The organism is Pseudomonas putida (genome assembly GCF_005080685.1).
Taxonomy (GTDB): domain Bacteria; phylum Pseudomonadota; class Gammaproteobacteria; order Pseudomonadales; family Pseudomonadaceae; genus Aquipseudomonas; species Aquipseudomonas putida_V.
In genome coordinates, this window is the sequence record NZ_CP039371.1 from 507,371 (window position 1) to 526,497 (window position 19,127).

The window sequence follows — 19,127 nt, forward strand, 5'->3', positions numbered from 1 at the left end:
GCCGGATTATAACGAGGGTTTTGAAAGGGTGCCATCCGAAAGATCGGACAGTGCTATACGAAGAAAGGAAGCTGCGAACTCTTCGGGCGGCAGCGGCAGACTGACGATGTAGCCCTGGATCTGCTCACAACCCTCCTGGGCCAGGAAACGCTGCTGCGCCTGGTTCTCCACGCCTTCTGCGATGATCGTGAATTGCATGCTGCGCCCAAGGGCAATGATCGCCCGGGCAATGGCGGCGTCGTGAGGGTCGTCCGGTAGGCCGCGAATGAACGACTTGTCGATCTTGAGGATGTCCAGCGGCAGGCGCTTGAGGTAGCTCAGCGACGAATAGCCGGTACCGAAATCGTCGATCGCCAACTGAACGCCCAGTTGCTTGAGCTCATGCAGCACCGCCAGGGCCTCCTCGGCCTGGCTCATGATGAAGTTCTCGGTGATCTCCAGCTGCAGGTCGCCGGCCTTGAGCTGGTACGTCTTGAGCAGGTGTTCGATGCGCTTGGCCAGGTGGGGGTGGCGCAACTGCGCGCCGGCGAGGTTGATCGATAGCGGGCCGAACGGCCGATAGCGCATCTTCCAGCTGTGCATCTGCTTGCACGCCTGCTCCAGCACCCAGTCGCCCAGTTGCAGGATGGTGCCGTTCTCTTCGGCCAGGTGGATGAAGTGCTCCGGCGGCACTTCGCCCAAGGTCGGGTGGCTCCAGCGTATCAGCGCCTCGGCACCTACCAGTTGCTGGGTCTTGAGGCTGAGCTTGGGTTGATAGCTCAGGCTCATTTCGTTGCGCTCGATGGCGCGGCGCAGCTCGTGCTCCAGGGCGATGCGTTCGCTGGCCTGGGCGGTGAGGTCGCGGGTGTAGGCCTCGACCCGGTTGCGGCCCTTGGCCTTGGAGCGATACATCGCGGCGTCGGCGTTGCGGATCAGCGAGGCGACATCGGTGCCGTCCTGAGGGTAGAGGCTGATGCCGATGCTGGCACTGGTGAAGAACTCGTGCTCGCCGGCCTGGAAGGGCGCGTTGAAGCAGGTCAGCAGCTTGTTGGCGATGGTACTCGCGTCACTTGGCCTGTGCAGGCCGGGCAGGAGGATGATGAACTCGTCGCCGCCCAGGCGTGCCACGGTGTCGAAGTCGCGTACCTGCTCCTTGAGACGCTGGGCGATGCCCTTGAGCAGCAGGTCCCCGACCGGGTGGCCGAGGCTGTCATTGATGTGCTTGAAGCGGTCGAGGTCGAGGAACAGCACCGCGCCCTGGCGGCTGGAGACTTGCGGGCAGGTGAGGACGTTCTGGAGCCGGCTTTCGAACAGCGTGCGGTTGGGCAGGCCGGTGAGGGGGTCGTGATGGGCCTGATAGTCGAGCTCGGCCTGGGCGTGCTTGATGCTCGAGATGTCGGCGAACACGGCGACGAAGTGGGTGATCTCACGTTCGTGGTTGCGCACCGCGCTGATGGTCAGCCAGCCGGGATACAGCTCGCCATTCTTGCGCTTGTTGTAGATCTCGCCCTGCCAGTGGCCCTCGGCAGTCAGCTGATGCCACATGGCGGCGTAGAAGGCGCTGTCGTGCTGGCCGGAGGCGAGCAGGCGCGGGGTCTGGCCCAAGGCCTCGATCTCGCTATAGCCGGTGATTTCGCTGAAGGCGCGGTTGACCGCACTGATGCGCTGGTCGGTGTCGGTGATGAGCACGCCTTCGGCGGTGTTCTCGAACACGGTGGCCGCCAGCTGGAGTTTTTCCTGCATCAGGTGGCGCTCGGTGATGTCGCGGGCGATGGTCAGCATGCAATCCACGCCACCGATCGGCAGCGGTCGTGCGGCCAGCTCGCACAGGCGGATCTGCCCGTCGCTGCGGCGCAAGTGGCAGCTGAAATCACGCACGAAGCCGTCGCGGGCCAGTTGGTCGATCAGGCGCTTGCGCTCGTTCAGGTCAACCCAGATGCCCAGGTCGAAGGAAGTCTGGTCGATGGATGGGTTGAGGTCGTAGCCGGTGAGGCGACAGAAGCCTTCGTTCACCTCCATCAGCAGGCCATCGCTCTGGCGCGATAGCAGCAGGCCATCGGGCGAGGCGTGGAAGGCCTTGGCGAACTTCTCCTCGGAGATTTGCAGTTGTTCCTGGGTTTCCTTGAGCTGGCTGATGTCACGCACGGCCACCACCAGCGCGGGGATGCCATCGAGCTCGAAGGTTTCCGCCGAGGTGAGCCCCGTGAACAGCTGGCCATTGCTGCGCCGGAAGGTCATTTCGAGGTTGCGGATGCCGCCCTGGTGCAGGCGCTCGAGCAGCACCGGGCCGCTGCCGCTTACGCCCCACAGGCCCAGTTGCGTGGCCGTATGCCCGATCACCTGGCCCGGGCTCAGGCCGATCTGCTCTTCGAACGCCTCGTTGACCTCCAGCAGCACGCCGTCGCTGTGCCGGGCGATCAGCAGGATGTCCGGGCATTGCTGGAATACTGACGCGAATTTCTGTTCTGAGAGGCGCAGGGCGTCCTCGGTGCGCTTGGTTTCGCTGATGTCGATCATCAGGCCGCGCATCACTGGGCGATGGCCATGCTCGATCATGCTGACGATATTGCGCACCCACAACGGCTGGCCGTCGGCGCAGATGACCCGGTAGTCCAGGCTGTGGTCACGCCCCGCGGCGGTTTCGCTCTCGCAATAGGCTTGGGCCCAGAGCGCATCCTCCGGGTGCAGGATGCTGCGCCAGAACCCTGGTCTCAACCAATTCTGGGTGGGGTAGCCGAGCAGGTCCTCGGCATGTGGCGAGACATAGCTATAGGTGAAGTCGTTGGCGTCGGCTTCCCAGGCGATGGCCGAGAGGCTTTCGATCAGGCTGCGGTAGTGATACTCGCTGCTGCGCAGCTCCTGCTCCAGGGCGATGCGTCGAGAAATTTCCGAACTCAGGCGCCTATTGATGCGCATGACCGCAGCGAGCATGGCCAGCAGCACCAGCACGGCAGGCAGGCCGTACAGCAGCAGGTCGTGCCAGAAGGTGCGCTTGTCGACCACATTGCCCACCCAGCGTTGCTGGATCTTGCTGATCTCGCTGTCGCCAAGGTCGGCCATGGCCTTGTCGAGGATGCCGACCAGCATCGGATTGTCCCGCGGCGTAGCCATGGCCAGTTGGTAGCGATAGGGTGTCTCGCCACTCACGTACAAGCCATCGAGCTTGAGCTGGCGCAGGCTCCAGATGCTCGACGCGAGGTCGCCCACTACTGCGTCCACGGCATCGGTGGCCAGCGCTTGCAGGGTCGAGCTGACGTTGGGCATGGCCACCAGGTTCAAATCTGGATGATGGGTGCGCAGCAACTCGTGAGGTGCGTAGTTTTCCACCACTGCGATTTTCAAGCCGTAGAGATCGTTCAGGGTGCGCGGCTGGGCGCCGCCCTCATGGGCGAGGATGACGATGGGGAAGTCCAGGTAGGGACGGGTGAATGACAGGTAGGCCTGGCGTTCGGGGGTCGACATGATTCCCGGCAGCAGGTCGATGCGATGGTTGCGTGCCTGCTCCAGCACTTCGGTCCAGCTTTTCGGCTCCACAGGCACGAGTGAAACGCCCAGGCGCTCCTGTAGCAAGGCGACGTAATCGGCGGCCAATCCCTGGTATCTGCCCTCCTGGTCGCGGAACTCGAACGGTGGCCAGGCGGCGTCGACGCCCAGGCTCAGTTGCGGGTGTGCCGTGAGCCAGGCTTTTTCCTCGTCTGTCAGGGTCAGGGCGCCGGCCGTTGTGGTCCATAGGAGTAGGAGCAACAACAGGATGGCCGGCTTCGGCGGCATATCGGCCTCGCGTTCAGGTGATCTGAAATCGAGTGTAGTCGCGCATCGGCCCCTGCGTCAGGGCGAAATCGCCCGGGCGCGGAAAAGAAAAACCCCGGCCTGGGCCGGGGTTCGTCATCACTCGTCGAGGAAGGATCGCAGGTGCTCGCTGCGAGTCGGGTGGCGCAACTTGCGCAACGCCTTCGCCTCGATCTGACGGATCCGCTCACGGGTCACGTCGAACTGCTTGCCCACCTCTTCGAGGGTGTGGTCCGTGTTCATGTCGATGCCGAAACGCATGCGCAGCACCTTGGCTTCACGTGCGGTCAGGCCCGAGAGCACGTCACGGGTCGCTTCCTTGAGGCTTTCGACCGTGGCCACGTCGATCGGGGACTGCATGGTCGAGTCCTCGATGAAGTCGCCCAGGTGCGAATCTTCGTCGTCACCGATCGGGGTTTCCATGGAGATCGGCTCTTTGGCGATCTTCAGTACCTTGCGGATCTTGTCCTCAGGCATTTCCATGCGCTCACCCAGCTCTTCCGGGGTCGGTTCACGGCCCATTTCCTGCAGCATCTGGCGGGAAATACGGTTGAGCTTGTTGATCGTCTCGATCATGTGCACCGGAATCCGGATAGTGCGCGCCTGGTCGGCGATCGAACGGGTGATCGCCTGGCGGATCCACCAGGTGGCGTAGGTCGAGAACTTGTAGCCACGACGGTATTCGAACTTGTCCACCGCCTTCATCAGGCCGATGTTGCCTTCCTGAATCAGGTCGAGGAACTGCAGGCCGCGGTTGGTGTACTTCTTGGCGATGGAAATCACCAGACGCAGGTTCGCCTCGACCATTTCTTTCTTGGCGCGGCGGGCCTTGGCCTCGCCGATGGACATGCGACGATTGATTTCCTTGATTTCGGCGACGGTCAGGCCGGTCTCGGTCTCGAGGTCGATCAACTTCTGCTGGCAAGCAACGATGGCAGCGTCCTTTTCACCCAGGGCTGCAGCCCACTTGGTGTTGCGCTTGGCGAGGTCACCGCTCCAGGTCTGGTCGGTCTCGTTGCTCGGGAACAGGCGCAGGAAGTCGGCACGCGGCATGCGTGCGTCACGGACGCACAGTTGCATGATCGCGCGCTCTTGCTGACGCAGGCGGCTCAGGGCATCACGGACACGCTCGACCAGTACTTCGAACTGCTTGGGCACCAGCTTGATCGGCATGAACAGGTCAGCCAGGGCCTGCAGGGCCTCGATGCTTTCCTTGACGTCACGGCCGTTCTTCTTCAGGACCTTGTTGGTGGCCTGGAGTTGATCGGCAACGGCACCGAAACGCTGGGCTGCAACGACCGGATCAGGACCGCTTTCGGTCTCTTCCTCGTCGTCACCGCCTTCGCTTTCTTCGTCTTCGTCGTCCGACTCTTCCTTGGCCGCAGGGGCCTTGGCGCCAGGGACTGGCACTTCGTCGGTCGGCGCGGCGATGTTGTCGTCAGGGTCGATGTAACCGCTGAGAACATCCGACAGACGGCCACCTTCGGTGGTGACGCGGTCGTATTCGCCGAGGATATAGTCGACAGTGCCGGGGAAATGGGCGATAGCGCCCATGACTTCACGGATGCCTTCTTCGATACGCTTGGCGATTTCGATCTCGCCTTCGCGGGTCAGCAGCTCGACGGTACCCATTTCGCGCATGTACATGCGCACCGGGTCGGTCGTGCGGCCGATATCGGTTTCAACTGCCGCCAACGCAGCAGCGGCTTCTTCGGCCGCGGCTTCGTCGGTGTCGGCTTCCGCCAACAGAAGGGCATCCGCATCCGGAGCACTCTCGAATACGTTGATCCCCATGTCGTTGATCATGCGGATGATGTCTTCCACCTGTTCCGGATCTGAAATATCCTCAGGCAGGTGGTCGTTGACCTCCGCGTAAGTCAGGTAGCCCTGCTCACGACCGCGGGTGATCAACTCTTTGATACGAGACTGCTGTTGCGCTTTTCCGGACATAACACCCTATCCACTGAAGGTCTTGGCGGGCAAAAAACAAGCCGAGGATTATACCCGAGCATGGGCCTCACGCGCCAGATGAGGTCGGCGTTTGTGCGGGAACATTCCGGCTCAGCAGGGCGAGGAGCTGAGATTTTTCCTCGCTGGTCAATTCGCTTTGACGTGATTTCCTGAGCAGTTGTTCCAGGCTGCGCTCGCGTTGGCGGGCAGACAAGCTAGTTATGGTGTCGAAAAACTGTTGTTCAAGGTTATCCGCCACGATCAGCCATTCCTTTTCCGCCAGGGCCCGCAACAGGCGGCCTTGCTCGGTGCCGTGCCAACGTGCGATCAGCTGCATAGAGCTTAGACCAGGATTTTTCTGCGCGGCCTCGATCAGCGCCACCAACAGCTGGCTGTACAGGTGTTCTTCGTCGGCGAAATGGCTGGCGTCTTCGACCTTGCCGGCCAGCAGCGGGTGGTGCAGCAGGGTGCGCAGAGCGGCCAGGGTCGGGGGCTCCACCGGTGCTGGTACGCGTGGCGGCGCTTCGTCGCGTTGCTGCCAGGGCTTGCCGCCCTTGCGGTTCTTGTCCCAGGGTTTATCGCTCCATGGCTTCTTGCCGCCACCCTGTTTCGGCTTCCATTGCTGCTCCTGCTGCACCGGCGCGTAGTCCGGCTGAGGCATGTCGCCGTAGTCAGGGGTATAGCTGGCCATGGCATCGTAGTCATAGCCGGGGTCGTAGTCCGGAACGCTGTGGGTGGCCGGGGCCTGCTGCGCCAGTTGCTCGACCTGCTGCGGATCGAGGCCGGTGATTTCCTTGAGGCGATTGCGCATCAGCTGACGCAGGTTGGCGCCGGGGATCTTTTCGATCAGCGGTGCTGCCAGGGTCGCCATGTGCGCCTTGCCTTCAAGGGAGCGCGGGTCTGCTTCGGCGCTTAGCTGCTCGAAGAAGTAATCCGCGAGCGGCTGGGCATGCTGGTTGATGCGCGCCTTGAAGGCGTCGGTGCCCTCGGCGCGCACCAGGCTGTCCGGGTCCTCGCCTTCGGGCAGGAACAGGAAGCGCGCGCGGCGGCCATCCTGCAGGGCCGACAGGGTCGACTCCAGGGCGCGCCAGGCGGCCTTGCGTCCGGCCTGGTCGCCATCGAAGCAGAACAAGACGCTGGGCACCACGCGGAACAGGCGTTTGAGGTGTTCCTCGCTGGTGGCCGTGCCGAGCGTGGCCACGGCATTGCGCAGGCCCTGCTGGGCCAGGGCGATGACGTCCATGTAGCCCTCGACGACGATGATTTCGTCGAGGTTGCGGTTGTGCTTGCGCGCCTCGTACAGCCCGTACAGCTCCTGGCCCTTGTGGAATACCGGGGTCTCGGGGCTGTTCAGGTACTTGGGCTTGTCGTCGCCCAGGACCCGGCCACCGAAGGCGATGATGCGCCCACGGCTATCGCGGATGGGGAACATCACCCGGTCGCGGAAGCGGTCGTAGCGCTTGCCGCTTTCGGCGTTCTCGATCAGCAGGCCGGCGTCGATCATCACCTTCTGTTGCAGGCTGTCGGCACCCAAGTGCTTGAGCAGGTTGTCCCAGCCTGGCGGGGCGAAGCCCAGGCTGAAGTCGCGGGCGATCTCCCCGGACAGGCCGCGGCCCTTGAGGTAGTCGACCGCCGACTTGCGGGTCGGGTGACCTCGCAGGGCCTGGCGATAGAACTCCGCTGCGGCCTCGAGCAACGGATACAGCGGCGAGTCGGTCGGCTGGCGCGGCTTCTGGTTGCGCCGGCCTTCCTCGCGGGGCACCTCCATGCCGGCGGCGCGTGCCAGTTCCTCGACGGCCTGGGGGAAGTCCAGGTTGTCGTGGTCCATGACGAAGCCGAGGGCGTTGCCACCGGCGCCGCAGCCGAAGCAGTAGTAGAACTGCTTGTCGGGGCTGACGGTGAAGGAGGGGGTCTTCTCCTTGTGGAACGGGCAGCAGGCGGAGTAGTTCTTGCCGGTCTTTTTCAGCTGGACGCGCGAACTCACCACATCGACGATATCGAGGCGGTTGATCAGGTCATCGATGAAACTCTGGGGAATCAGCCCGGCCATGGCAGTCTCGTCATCTGGCAACTGGCAAGTCTAAACGCTAACGCGAAGGTAGGGGCGAGTGCTGCAACAGGGAAGTGCGAGGGAGTATGTGCTCGTCGCCAGCCACAAGGGCTCGTCAGACAGGACGCGCACGACTGGTCTGGGACCAGCTCTGACGTTTCAGGCGTTTGCAACTTTGCTGGTGCAGGAGCACTGGCAAGAAGCGCCTTGGGCTAGCTGCTCAAGGTTTGCAGCATTTTGAAGCAACCGCTGCCATCGGCCCGGCATTGAGCCGGGCTGGGCAGAAGCTTTGCGTAGAACGTCTGTATTAGTACAGACGAACGGCGCGGCGCTGTTCGCGCTGAACTTTCTTGGCGTGACGCTTAACAGCAGCAGCTGCTTTGCGCTTACGCTCGGCGGTCGGCTTCTCGTAAAACTCGCGGCTACGAACTTCAGCCAGTACACCGGCTTTTTCGCAGGAGCGCTTGAAACGACGCAGAGCTACGTCGAAGGGTTCGTTCTCTTTAACTTTGACGGCTGGCATCCAGGGCTACCTTAATTCATTACCGGGGTAGACGTGCTCCTGGCAAAACAAAAGGTGTGCTGGAGAACGTCGGTTTTCAAGGGTTGCGGATGTTAACCCTTAGCAAGCCGGAATGCAAAGCCTCTGATCGAAAACCGCTGGTCGGCACCCGGCACGGGGACTATCATGCGCGGCTTCGAATTCAGCCCCCACAAGGGACGAGCCCATGCTAGTACTGGGATTGGAAACATCCTGCGACGAAACCGGCGTCGCATTATACGACAGCGAGCGCGGTTTGTTGGCCGACGCGCTGTTCAGCCAGATCGACCTGCACCGCGTGTTCGGCGGGGTCGTGCCCGAACTCGCCTCGCGTGATCACGTCAAGCGCATGCTGCCGTTGATTCGCCAGGTGCTGGACGAGGCCGGCTGCGTCGCCACCGAGATCGACGCCATCGCCTACACCGCTGGCCCCGGGCTGGTCGGGGCATTGCTGGTGGGCGCCTCGTGCGCCCAGGCGCTGGCCTTTGCCTGGGATATCCCGGCCATTGGCGTGCACCACATGGAAGGCCATCTTTTGGCGCCGATGCTGGAGGAAAACCCGCCCGAGTTTCCGTTCGTCGCTTTGTTGGTATCTGGCGGCCACACCCAACTGGTGCGCGTCGACGGTATCGGTCAGTACGAGTTGCTGGGCGAGAGCCTGGACGACGCTGCGGGCGAGGCCTTCGACAAGACCGCCAAGCTGATCGGCCTGAATTACCCAGGTGGGCCGGAAATCGCCCGTCTGGCCGAGCAGGGCGTGCCCGGGCGCTTCGTGTTCCCCCGGCCGATGACCGATCGTCCGGGCCTGGAGTTCAGCTTCAGCGGCCTCAAGACCTTTGCTCTCAACACCTGGCAGCAGTGCCGCAATGCTGGCGACGACAGTGAGCAAACCCGTTGCGACCTGTCCCTGGCGTTCCAGCAGGCGGTGGTGGAGACTCTCACCATCAAGTGCAAGCGCGCCCTCAAGCAGACGGGCCTCAAGCGCCTGGTGATCGCTGGCGGCGTCAGCGCCAACAAAGCCTTGCGTGCTTCCTTGGAAGACATGCTGGGCAGTATCAAGGGCAACGTGTATTACGCCCGTCCGCAGTTCTGTACCGACAACGGTGCGATGATCGCCTATGCCGGTTGCCAGCGCCTGTTGGCGGGGCAGCGCCAGGACCTGGCGATCAGCGTGCAGGCGCGCTGGCCGATGGAGCAGCTGCCTCCGGTATGAATGGCTACGGGCGCTTCAGAAATGCCTTTCGCGTCCGGCAAACAGATCGCGCAGATTGTTGCGGTGCCGCCAGACGATCATCACGGTGAGCACGGCAATCGGCAGCAGCGCTTCAGGTTGACGCCAGGCCAGCAATGGCAGGGTCAGCGGCGTTGCGATCAGGGCGGCGAGGGAGCTGGTGCGGGTCAGGTAGAAGGTCAGCAGCCAGGCACCGATAGCCAGCAGGGCGGCCGGGAAATACAGGCCCATGAGCATGCCGGCGGCGGTGGCGACGCCCTTGCCGCCCTTGAAACGGAAGTACAGTGGTAGCAGGTGGCCGAGCACTGCGCACACGCCGACCCAGGCCTGTTCCTGGAGGTCGAGGCCGGCGGCGCGGGCGAGCAGGACGGGCAGCAGGCCCTTGCACAGGTCGCCAAGCAGGGTCAGGATCGCCATCTTGCGGCCTGCCAGGCGTAGCATGTTGGTGGCGCCGGCGTTGCCCGAACCGCTGGAACGCGGGTCCGGGCTGCCCGAAAGGCGGCTTAGGACGATGGCGAAGGACAGCGAGCCGAGCAGGTAGGCGAGCAGCGCCAATAACCAAAACATGCTAACTATTCCGGGCGAGGACGCCCTGATTCTAACGGCGCCAGTCGCCCTTGTCGTGCTGTGGAGAGAAGTGCTTGGACAGAGTGTTCATCGAAGGCCTGGAAGTCGACACCGTGATCGGTGCTTATGACTGGGAGCGGGATATTCGCCAGTGCCTGCGCCTGGACCTGAGTTTTGCCTGGGACAATCGCCCTGCCGCAGCCGGTGACGACCTGAGCCTGGCGCTGGACTACGCGAGCGTCTCGGCGCGGGTCCAGGCATTTGCCGAGCAGGCACGTTTCGAACTGGTGGAAACCTTCGCCGAACGTCTGGTCGAGGTGTTGATGAGCGAGTTCCAGATCCCCTGGGTGCGGCTGAAACTGACCAAGCCAGGCGCCGTGCCTGCGGCCCGAGGCGGTGTTGGCGTGGAGATCGAGCGCGGATGTCTCTGAGCACGGTTTACCTGGGCCTTGGCAGCAATATCGACCGCCATGCGCACTTGTGCGCCGGTCTGGATGCCCTCGCCGCGATTCTGGGCGACATGCATTGCTCTCCAGCATTCGAGAGCCAGGCGGTGGGCATCAAGAGCGGGCCGTTCATCAACTTCGTGGTGACCGGCACCACTGAGCTGCCGTTGATCGAGCTGGATCGCAGGCTCAAGTTCATCGAGGCGGACAATGGCCGTTATGCGCCGGACCGCAAGGGGTTGCCGCTGGACATCGACGTGCTGATGTACAACGACCTGCACGGCACGTTCGACGGGCTGGTGCTGCCTCGGGCCGAGATCTTGAAGAATGCCTTCGTGCTGTGGCCATTGTCGCTGCTGGCGCCCGAGCTGGTGCATCCCGGCGCGGGCAAGAGCATGGCGCAGTTGTGGCAGGAGGCACGGATCGACCAGGTGCTGGCGCCCGTTGCCTTCGAATGGAATGGGCTGCAGCTGACGCCGGGTTGAGCCTGTACCGGCCTCTTCGCGGCTAAAGCCGCTCCTACAGAGCCCGCGCATCCTGTAGGAGCGGCTTTAGCCGCGAAGAGGCCAGAATGTTCAATCGAGCTTGTAGGTTTCGAGCGCTTTCAACCGCTCCTGCTTTAGCGTCTCGCCCAGCGCCTGTCCTTTCAATCCGGCCCTAACCAACGGCTGCACATCGACCGCCTTCGCCATTGCAGCGGCCCCACGCAGATACTCGGCCTGTGGATAAACCTGTTCCCCGCGCCCGTGTGAAGCCATCTCGCACGCCGCCAGAAAATCCTCGAAGCGATGCGGCCGCCGATACACATCGAATTTCTGCAGCATCTCCAGCAGGTCTGCAGGGGCCAACGTCAGGGCGTCATCGGCCCGGTCGGCGAATTCCGCCACCAGCACGGCCAGTTCCTGGCATTCCCGTGGCACCTTGAAACGTTGGTTGAGCGCCTTGATGGCCGCTGGCTCCAGTCCCCGGAGCAGGCAGGCCCAGCGCACATGTACCGGCTGCTTGTGCAGAGCCGACTGCTGCAGTGCTGGCAGCGTGTCAGCATCGCGCTCCAGCTCCGGCATCAACTCTGCCAGGGCGCCGCAGTCACGCAGGACCTGGATGAACACCTGGGGTTGGTCTTCCATCAAGGCACGCTCGATTTCCTTCCAGCTGCGTTCGGCGGTCAGCGCCTGCAGTTCGCCGGAGGCGCTGATCTGGCGCATCAGCTCCAGTGTTTCGTCTGCGACCTGAAAACCCAGTGGCGCATAGCGGGCGGCGAAGCGGGCGACACGCAGCACTCGCAGGGGATCTTCGGCGAACGCGGGGGAAACGTGGCGTAAAAGACGCTGACTCAAGTCCTCCTGGCCATGGTAGGGATCGTGGATCACGCCCTGTTCGTCCTCCGCCATCGCGTTAATGGTCAGGTCGCGGCGAATCAGGTCTTCTTCCAAGGTCACATCGGGGCTGGCATGGAAGGTGAATCCGCCATAGCCTCGCCCGCTCTTGCGCTCTGTACGTGCGAGGGCGTATTCCTCGCCCGTCTTGGGATGCAGGAAAACCGGAAAGTCAGCGCCTACCGGACGATAGCCCCTGGCGTGCATGTCTTCGACCGTAGCCCCGACCACCAGCCAATCGATATCGCTGACCGGGCGCCCCAGCAGGCGGTCGCGCACCGCGCCGCCAACTTTGTAGATTTGCATGTGCAGCCTCCATTACTGCCCACAGGATACCCTGTCGGCAGTAATGGCGGTGGGCCGATGCTAGAGGTGGTGGATGACGGCCAGGTCCATGCGACCGTAGTCGCTGCTTTCACCGTGTTCGCCACGCGGCGGCATGTGGTGGGTCTTGACCACCTGGTCGCCCTGGACGGTTTCCAGATGTATATCGAAGCCCCACAGGCGGTGCAGGTGCTTGAGTACCTCCTCGGTGGAATCGCCGAGGGGTTTGCGGTTGTGCTGCTGGTGACGCAGGGTCAGGGAGCGGTCGCCGCGCCGGTCGATGCTCCAGATCTGCACGTTCGGTTCACGGTTGCCCAGGTTGTACTGGGCTGCCAATTGCTCGCGGATGGTCCGGTAGCCGTCCTCGTCGTGGATGGCCGGCACCAGAAGGTCTTCACGCTGGTCGTCGTCGAGGATGCTGAAAAGCTTGAGGTCGCGAATGACCTTGGGCGACAGGTACTGCAGGATGAAACTCTCGTCCTTGAAGCTGCTCATGGCGAACTTGATGGTGGAAAGCCAATCACTGCCGGCAATGTCGGGGAACCAGCGTCGATCCTCCTCGGTAGGGTTCTCGCACATGCGGCGGATGTCGGTATACATGGCAAAGCCCAGCGCGTAGGGGTTGATGCCGCTGTAGTAGGGGCTGTCGAACCCTGGCTGGAACACCACGCTGGTATGCGACTGCAGGAACTCCATCATGAAGCCTTCGGTGATCAGTCCCTCGTCGTACAAATCGTTCATCAGCGTGTAGTGCCAGAAGGTCGCCCAGCCTTCGTTCATTACCTGGGTCTGGCGCTGTGGGTAGAAATACTGGGCGATCTTGCGCACGATGCGTACCACTTCACGCTGCCATGGCTCGAGTAGCGGGGCGTTTTTCTCGATGAAGTAGAGAATGTTTTCTTGTGGCTCGGCAGGGAAGCGCGCATCGTCGCGCTCGCCGCCCTTTTCAGCGCTTTTCGGGATGGTTCGCCACAGATCGTTGATTTGCCTTTGCAAGTGCTCTTCCCGGTCCTTCTGCCGGCGCCGCTCTTCCTCGGCGGAGATGGGGTAGGGGCGTTTGTAGCGATCGACGCCGTAGTTCATCAGGGCGTGGCAGGAGTCGATCAGGTCCTCCACGGCATCGATGCCATGGCGCTCCTCGCATTGGGCGATGTACTGCTTGGCGAACACCAGGTAATCGATGATCGAGGTAGCGTCGGTCCAGGTGCGGAACAGGTAGTTGCCCTTGAAGAAGCTGTTGTGGCCATAGCAGGCGTGGGCGATCACCAGTGCCTGCATGCACATGGTGTTCTCTTCCATCAGGTAGGCGATGCACGGATCGGAGTTGATCACGATTTCGTACGCCAGGCCCATCTGGCCCCGGCTGTATGACTTTTCGGTACTGAGGAACTGCTTGCCGTAGGACCAATGGTGATAACCCAGCGGCATGCCGACGGAGGCATAGGCATCCATCATCTGCTCGGCGGTGATCACCTCGATCTGGTTGGGATAGGTGTCCAGGGCGTAGCGCTCGGCCAGGCGGCTGATTTCCCGGTCGTAGGTCTGGATCAGCTCGAACGTCCACTCGGACCCGGTGGAGATGGGTTGGCGTCTCTGTGCACTGGCGGTCATGTGGCTAACCTGCGCTGGAAGAGTTCACGGAAGACCGGGTAGATATCTCCGGCCGAAACCAACTGCTGCTGGGCGAATGTGTCGGGGAAGGCCTCGCCGATACGCTCGTACTCGTACCACAGGGCCTGGTGCTCGCGTGGGGTGATCTCAACGTAAGTGTAGTACTGCACGTGCGGCATGATCTGCTTGGAGAGGATCTCGCGGCAGATCGGCGAGTCGTCGTTCCAGTTGTCACCATCCGAGGCCTGGGCGGCGTAGATGTTCCAATCACTGGCCGGGTAACGTTCGGCCATGATCTCCTGCATCATTTTGAGCGCGCTGGAGACGATGGTGCCGCCGGTTTCCCGCGAATAGAAGAACTCTTCCTCGTCCACTTCCCGGGCGCTGGTGTGGTGCCGGATGAACACCACCTCGATGCGATCGTAGTTACGCTTGAGGAACAGGTACAGGAGTATGAAGAAGCGCTTGGCGATGTCCTTGGTGGCCTGGGTCATGGAGCCGGACACGTCCATCAGGCAGAACATCACTGCCTTGGAGCTGGGGTTCGGTTGCTTGACCAGCAGGTTGTACTTGAGGTCGAAGGTATCGAGGAAGGGCAAGCGATTGATGCGCGCCTTGAGGCGTTCGATCTCCTGCTCGACCTCCTGGATATCGGTGAAATTGTCCGGCTCCTCGACCTTCAATCGGGCGAGTTCCTTCTGCGCCTCACGCAGCAGCGCGCGGCTGCTGCCGGTCAGGGCGATGCGACGGGCGTGAGCCGAGCGCAGCGTGCGCACGATGTTGATACGCGACGGGTTGCCTTCGTTGGCGATGCCCGCACGTACGGTTTTGAACGTATCGGCGCCGGTCAGGTGGCGCTTGACCAGGTTGGGCAGTTCGAGGTCCTCGAACATGAACTCGAGGAACTCCTCCTGGGTGATCTGGAAGACGAAGTCGTCCATACCTTCGCCGGAGTTGCCGGCCTTGCCGCGTCCGCCGCCACCTCCGCCGCCTTGCGGCCTGGCGATGTGCTCGCCGGCGGTGAATTCCTTGTTGCCCGGGTGCACGATGGTCTGCTTGCCACCACGGCCGTGGTGCAGCACCGGTTCGTCGATGTCCCGTCCAGGAATGCTGATCTGCTCGCCATGCTCCATGTCCATGATGGAGCGGCGGCTCACAGCCTCCTCGACAGCTTTCTTGATGTGTTCACGGTAACGCCGCAAAAAACGCTGGCGATTGACCGTGCTCTTGTTCTTGCCGTTCAGGCGTCGGTCGATTACGTAGCTCATGACCCCTCCGGTAGCTGGGAACAGCTGCACGCTTCAAGCTACGAACTGCTGCACGTAAAAGCAGCAAAGCAGCTGCCGGCGCCCGCCGCTGGCAGACCAGCGGTGGACGCGCGGCGTGTAGCTTGCCGCCTTATTGCGATTTCCTGACCCGCAGGTACCATTCCGACAGCAGGCGCACCTGTTTGTCGGTGTAGCCACGCTCCACCATCCGCGTGACGAAGTCGTTGTGTTTCTGTTGATCCTCCTTGCTGGCCTTGGCGTTGAAGCTGATGACCGGCAGCAGGTCTTCGGTGTTGGAGAACATTTTCTTCTCGATCACCACCCGCAGCTTCTCGTAGCTGAGCCAGCTCGGGTTCTTGCCGTTGTTGTTGGCGCGGGCACGCAGGACGAAGTTGACGATCTCGTTGCGGAAATCCTTCGGGTTGCTGATGCCGGCAGGTTTCTCGATCTTCTCCAACTCTTCGTTCAGGGCGATGCGGTTGAGGATCTCGCCGGTTTCCGGGTCGCGGTATTCCTGGTCCTGAATCCAGAAGTCGGCATACAGCACGTAGCGGTCGAAGATGTTTTGGCCATACTCGCTGTAAGACTCGAGGTAGGCGGTCTGGATTTCCTTGCCGATGAACTCGATGTAGCGCGGAGCCAGGTATTCCTTCAGGTAGCGCAGGTAACGCTCGCGTACCTCGGCCGGGAATTGTTCCTGCTCGATCTGCTGTTCCAGTACGTAGAGCAGATGTACCGGGTTGGCGGCGACTTCATGCGGGTCGAAGTTGAACACCTTGGAAAGGATCTTGAAGGCAAAACGGGTCGACAGGCCGTTCATGCCTTCGTCGACGCCGGCAGAGTCGCGGTATTCCTGGATCGACTTGGCCTTTGGATCGGTGTCCTTGAGGTTCTCGCCGTCGTACACCCGCATCTTCGAATAGATATTGGAGTTTTCCGGCTCCTTGAGGCGCGAGAGTACGGTGAACTGGGCGAGCATCTTCAACGTGTCCGGTGCGCAGTGCGCCTTGGCCAGCGAGCTGTTGACCAACAGCTTGTCGTAGATCTTGATCTCGTCGCTGACGCGCAGGCAGTAAGGCACCTTGACGATGTAGATCCGGTCGATGAACGCCTCGTTGTTCTTGTTGTTGCGGAAGGTGTGCCACTCCGATTCGTTGGAGTGGGCCAGCAGGATCCCGGAATAGGGGATCGCGCCGAGGCCTTCGGTACTGTTGTAGTTGCCTTCCTGGGTGGCGGTGAGCAGCGGGTGGAGGACCTTGATCGGCGCCTTGAACATCTCGACGAATTCCATCAGGCCCTGGTTGGCCCGGCACAGCGCGCCCGAATAGCTGTAGGCGTCGGCGTCGTTCTGCGGGAATTCCTCGAGCTTGCGGATATCCACCTTGCCGACCAGGGCGGAGATGTCCTGGTTGTTCTCGTCGCCGGGTTCGGTCTTGGCGATGGCGATCTGGTTGAGGATCGAGGGATACAGCTTGACCACCTTGAACTTGCTGATGTCGCCGCCGAACTCCTGCAGGCGCTTGGTGGCCCAGGGCGACATGATGGTGTTCAGGTAGCGCCGCGAGATGCCGTACTCTTCCTCGAGAATGGCCCCGTCTTCGGTGGCATTGAAAAGGCCCAGCGGGGACTCGAATACCGGCGAGTCCTTGATGGCGTAGAACGGAACCTTTTCCATCAGCTGCTTGAGTTTCTCGGCCAGCGACGATTTACCGCCGCCCACCGGGCCCAGCAGGTAGAGGATCTGTTTCTTCTCTTCCAGGCCTTGGGCGGCATGGCGGAAGTACGAGACGATCTGGTCGATGCACTCTTCCATGCCATGGAAGTCGGCAAAGGCCGGATACCGACGGATCACCTTGTTGGAGAAGATCCGCGACAGTCTGGAATTGGTAGAGGTGTCGATCAGCTCCGGCTCACCGATGGCCAGCAACAGCCGTTCAGCCGCCGATGCATAGGCACTGCGATCCTCTTTGCACAGCTCGAGGTACTCCTGCAGCGAAAGTTCTTCTTGGCGGGTTGATTCGAAACGTTGTTGGAAGTGGCTAAAAATGCTCATGACGTCACCTCGCTCGATACGTGGAGACGACGCCGGATCAGTCAGCTGATGCTGGCATGCAACCGGGTTCGCCGATTGCTGTATACCCCCCAGAACACCCTGAAACGCTACCGATGACCCGCACGCCGGTGTACCGGCTCTCCCCTTTTTTGGATGGCCTGGGCTTAAGGATAGTTGGTAATACGCAAGGTCAAGGGCGAGGGGCGTAGAAGTTGCCTGCGACCGTTCGTCAGGTGGGGCGCGAGCCCGCGTGGGACGCGGGCTGCAGTAAAAATGAAAAAATTACTCGGCGCTGCCTTGGGCGGTTTCGGCGGGGTAGGTGGTACGCCACAGCTCGAAGCCGCCATCGACGCTGTAGACCTGCGAAAAGCCCTGGCCCACCAGGTAGGCGGCCGCGCTTTGGCTGGAATTGCCGTGGTAGCACACCACCAGGGTCGGGGCGTCGAGGTCGGCATTGCGGATGAAGTCGGCGACCGAATGGTTGTCCAGGTGCTTGGCGCCGGTGATGTGGCCGGCGGCGAAGGCCTGTGGGTCGCGAATGTCGACGACGACCGCACCTTGTGCCCGCAGGGCAAGGGCCTGTTCGGGAGGGATGCGCTTGAACTCGCTCATGGGTGGGGCTTTCCTTCAGGTGTGATCGTTGATGTTAGCCGACGGTGCGGGCTGACGAACATTGCCGTCGTCGCCGCACTCGCAGCGGTGATATTCACCGCTGTCGATGTTGTACAGGGTCATGGCCCCGCCCCAGACACAGCCGGTATCCAGCGCGATGAGGTCCGGCTGGTTGACCTTGCCTTCTAGCGCGGCCCAGTGACCGAAGATGATCTTCACGTGGCGCGAGCGCCGGCTCTTGTGCGCGAACCAGGGCTTGTAGCCCTTCGGCGCGGTACCCAGGCCTTCCTTGCTCTTGAGGTCGAGCTTGCCCTCTTCGGTGCAGAAGCGCATGCGCGTGAGGTAGTTGGTGATCACCCGCAACCGCTCCACACCGCTGAGCTTGTTACTCCACTTGGTCGGCTCGTTGCCGTACATGCCGGCGAGGTAAAGCTGCAGCCGGGTGTCGTCGCGCAACACCTGCTCGACCTCGCCCGCCAGCTCCAGGGCCTTGCCCAGTGTCCATTGTGGCGGAATGCCAGCATGCACCAGGGCGATACCGCGTGGCTCGTCGTAATGCAGCAGTTTCTGCTGGCGTAGCCAGTCGAGCAGGTCGGCGGCATCGGGCGCTTCGATGATCTCGCGCAGGGTATCGCTCTTTTTCAGGCGCTCGACGTTGTGCCAGGCGGCCAGCAGGTGCAGGTCGTGGTTGCCCAGCACGCACACCAGCGACTGGCGTATCGAATAGAGGTAGCGCAGGGTTTCCAGTGATTCGGGGCCGCGGTTCACCAGGTCGCCGACCAGCCACAGGCGATCGACGGCAGGGTCGAACCCGACCCGTTCGAGCAGGCATTTGAGCGGCTGCAGGCAACCTTGCAGGTCGCCGACGGCGTAGGTAGCCATCAGTGCAGGGCCCCGGGCACGGCCAGGCGGAACGGGGCGATCTCGGCGTCGAAGCGTTTGCCGTCTTCGGCGAGCATCTGGTAACTGCCCTGCATGGTGCCCACGCGGGTGGTGATCACCGCGCCACTGCTGTAGGTATGGCTCTTGCCGGGCTCCAGGGTCGGCTGCTGGCCGACGACGCCATCGCCGCGCACTTCCTCGACCTCGCCATCACCATTGGTGATCAGCCAGTGTCGGGACATCAGCTTGGCCTTGGCCAAGCCGTTGTTCTGCACGGTAATGGTGTAGGCGAAAGCGAAACGACTGTGTTCCGGGTCGGATTGTTCTTTGAGATAGCGGGTCACGACGCTGACGTCGATCTGATAGCGGGGGTCGGACATGCAAGGGCCTTGGGCGAGCGGACGCAAATACTGCAATGAGAGCAGTCTAGGCCATTGAGAGGGGGGAG

15 protein-coding genes are annotated in these 19,127 nt (G+C 62.2%); 3 read left to right on the plus strand and 12 right to left on the minus strand.

From position 1 onward, the window contains the following. Positions 1-6: 6 nt before the first annotated feature. The 4 genes from E6B08_RS02415 to rpsU form a co-directional block, all read right to left on the minus strand. Positions 7-3,750 (minus strand): bifunctional diguanylate cyclase/phosphodiesterase, encoded by a 3,744-nt coding sequence (locus E6B08_RS02415; RefSeq protein WP_136912623.1) that lies wholly within the window; start codon positions 3,748-3,750, stop codon positions 7-9. Positions 3,751-3,867: 117 nt separating this feature from the next. After that, a complete protein-coding gene (rpoD, locus tag E6B08_RS02420; RefSeq protein ID WP_136912624.1) occupies positions 3,868-5,718 on the minus strand; it encodes an RNA polymerase sigma factor RpoD in 1,851 nt (616 codons plus the stop codon). Between the two features lie 67 nt (positions 5,719-5,785). Further along, complete coding sequence (gene dnaG / locus E6B08_RS02425) at positions 5,786-7,768, minus strand: DNA primase (protein WP_136912625.1); 1,983 nt, start codon at positions 7,766-7,768, stop codon at positions 5,786-5,788. Between the two features lie 307 nt (positions 7,769-8,075). Next, entirely contained in the window at positions 8,076-8,291 is a 216-nt protein-coding gene (rpsU, locus tag E6B08_RS02430; RefSeq protein WP_003255575.1) for a 30S ribosomal protein S21, read from the minus strand. Between the two features lie 205 nt (positions 8,292-8,496). Between rpsU and tsaD the strand changes: the two genes are divergently transcribed. Further along, entirely contained in the window at positions 8,497-9,522 is a 1,026-nt protein-coding gene (tsaD, locus tag E6B08_RS02435) for a tRNA (adenosine(37)-N6)-threonylcarbamoyltransferase complex transferase subunit TsaD (RefSeq protein WP_136912626.1), read from the plus strand. Positions 9,523-9,537: 15 nt separating this feature from the next. On the opposite strand, the gene plsY is transcribed toward tsaD, so the two are convergent. Further along, the gene (gene plsY / locus E6B08_RS02440; protein WP_136912627.1) at positions 9,538-10,107 is read right to left on the minus strand and encodes a glycerol-3-phosphate 1-O-acyltransferase PlsY; all 570 of its coding nucleotides are present in this window, start codon (positions 10,105-10,107) and stop codon (positions 9,538-9,540) included. A 74-nt stretch (positions 10,108-10,181) separates the two neighbouring features. On the opposite strand from plsY, the gene folB reads away from it, so the two are divergent. After that, positions 10,182-10,538 carry a dihydroneopterin aldolase gene (gene folB / locus E6B08_RS02445; RefSeq protein WP_136912628.1) on the plus strand — a complete coding sequence of 119 codons (357 nt, stop codon included), beginning with the start codon at positions 10,182-10,184 and terminating at the stop codon, positions 10,536-10,538. Continuing rightward, on the plus strand, positions 10,529-11,038 hold the full coding sequence (gene folK / locus E6B08_RS02450; RefSeq protein ID WP_136912629.1) for a 2-amino-4-hydroxy-6-hydroxymethyldihydropteridine diphosphokinase: 510 nt from the start codon (positions 10,529-10,531) through the stop codon (positions 11,036-11,038). Before folB ends, folK begins: the two co-directional genes overlap by 10 nt. Positions 11,039-11,128: 90 nt before the next feature. Here folK and E6B08_RS02455 read toward each other — a convergent pair whose 3' ends face one another. The 7 genes from E6B08_RS02455 to apaG form a co-directional block, all read right to left on the minus strand. Further along, positions 11,129-12,235 carry a multifunctional CCA addition/repair protein gene (locus E6B08_RS02455; RefSeq protein ID WP_136912630.1) on the minus strand — a complete coding sequence of 369 codons (1,107 nt, stop codon included), beginning with the start codon at positions 12,233-12,235 and terminating at the stop codon, positions 11,129-11,131. Positions 12,236-12,295: 60 nt separating this feature from the next. Beyond that, positions 12,296-13,864 carry a SpoVR family protein gene (locus E6B08_RS02460; protein WP_136912631.1) on the minus strand — a complete coding sequence of 523 codons (1,569 nt, stop codon included), beginning with the start codon at positions 13,862-13,864 and terminating at the stop codon, positions 12,296-12,298. Next, positions 13,861-15,132: a YeaH/YhbH family protein gene (locus E6B08_RS02465; protein WP_012316567.1), complete on the minus strand. Its 1,272-nt coding sequence runs from the start codon at positions 15,130-15,132 to the stop codon at positions 13,861-13,863. The genes E6B08_RS02460 and E6B08_RS02465 overlap by 4 nt, the downstream gene beginning before the upstream one ends. Positions 15,133-15,262: 130 nt before the next feature. After that, complete coding sequence (locus E6B08_RS02470) at positions 15,263-17,185, minus strand: PrkA family serine protein kinase (RefSeq protein WP_136912632.1); 1,923 nt, start codon at positions 17,183-17,185, stop codon at positions 15,263-15,265. Positions 17,186-17,467: 282 nt separating this feature from the next. Next, a complete protein-coding gene (gene glpE / locus E6B08_RS02475) occupies positions 17,468-17,797 on the minus strand; it encodes a thiosulfate sulfurtransferase GlpE (protein ID WP_136912633.1) in 330 nt (109 codons plus the stop codon). A gap of 15 nt (positions 17,798-17,812) precedes the next feature. Beyond that, entirely contained in the window at positions 17,813-18,679 is an 867-nt protein-coding gene (locus E6B08_RS02480; protein ID WP_136912634.1) for a symmetrical bis(5'-nucleosyl)-tetraphosphatase, read from the minus strand. Next, positions 18,679-19,059 carry a Co2+/Mg2+ efflux protein ApaG gene (apaG, locus tag E6B08_RS02485; protein WP_136912635.1) on the minus strand — a complete coding sequence of 127 codons (381 nt, stop codon included), beginning with the start codon at positions 19,057-19,059 and terminating at the stop codon, positions 18,679-18,681. The genes E6B08_RS02480 and apaG overlap by 1 nt, the downstream gene beginning before the upstream one ends. Positions 19,060-19,127: the final 68 nt, after the last annotated feature.

Excerpts from the sequence above, each read along its gene's own strand:
- E6B08_RS02415 (WP_136912623.1), bottom strand. The coding sequence starts at position 3,750 with ATGCCGCCGAAGCCGGCCATCCTGTTGTTGCTCCTACTCCTATGGACC.
- rpoD (WP_136912624.1), bottom strand. The coding sequence starts at position 5,718 with ATGTCCGGAAAAGCGCAACAGCAGTCTCGTATCAAAGAGTTGATCACC.
- dnaG (WP_136912625.1), bottom strand. The coding sequence starts at position 7,768 with ATGGCCGGGCTGATTCCCCAGAGTTTCATCGATGACCTGATCAACCGC.
- rpsU (WP_003255575.1), bottom strand. The coding sequence starts at position 8,291 with ATGCCAGCCGTCAAAGTTAAAGAGAACGAACCCTTCGACGTAGCTCTG.
- tsaD (WP_136912626.1), top strand. The coding sequence starts at position 8,497 with ATGCTAGTACTGGGATTGGAAACATCCTGCGACGAAACCGGCGTCGCA.
- plsY (WP_136912627.1), bottom strand. The coding sequence starts at position 10,107 with ATGTTTTGGTTATTGGCGCTGCTCGCCTACCTGCTCGGCTCGCTGTCC.
- folK (WP_136912629.1), top strand. The coding sequence starts at position 10,529 with ATGTCTCTGAGCACGGTTTACCTGGGCCTTGGCAGCAATATCGACCGC.
- E6B08_RS02455 (WP_136912630.1), bottom strand. The coding sequence starts at position 12,235 with ATGCAAATCTACAAAGTTGGCGGCGCGGTGCGCGACCGCCTGCTGGGG.
- E6B08_RS02460 (WP_136912631.1), bottom strand. The coding sequence starts at position 13,864 with ATGACCGCCAGTGCACAGAGACGCCAACCCATCTCCACCGGGTCCGAG.
- E6B08_RS02465 (WP_012316567.1), bottom strand. The coding sequence starts at position 15,132 with ATGAGCTACGTAATCGACCGACGCCTGAACGGCAAGAACAAGAGCACG.
- E6B08_RS02470 (WP_136912632.1), bottom strand. The coding sequence starts at position 17,185 with ATGAGCATTTTTAGCCACTTCCAACAACGTTTCGAATCAACCCGCCAA.
- glpE (WP_136912633.1), bottom strand. The coding sequence starts at position 17,797 with ATGAGCGAGTTCAAGCGCATCCCTCCCGAACAGGCCCTTGCCCTGCGG.
- E6B08_RS02480 (WP_136912634.1), bottom strand. The coding sequence starts at position 18,679 with ATGGCTACCTACGCCGTCGGCGACCTGCAAGGTTGCCTGCAGCCGCTC.
- apaG (WP_136912635.1), bottom strand. The coding sequence starts at position 19,059 with ATGTCCGACCCCCGCTATCAGATCGACGTCAGCGTCGTGACCCGCTAT.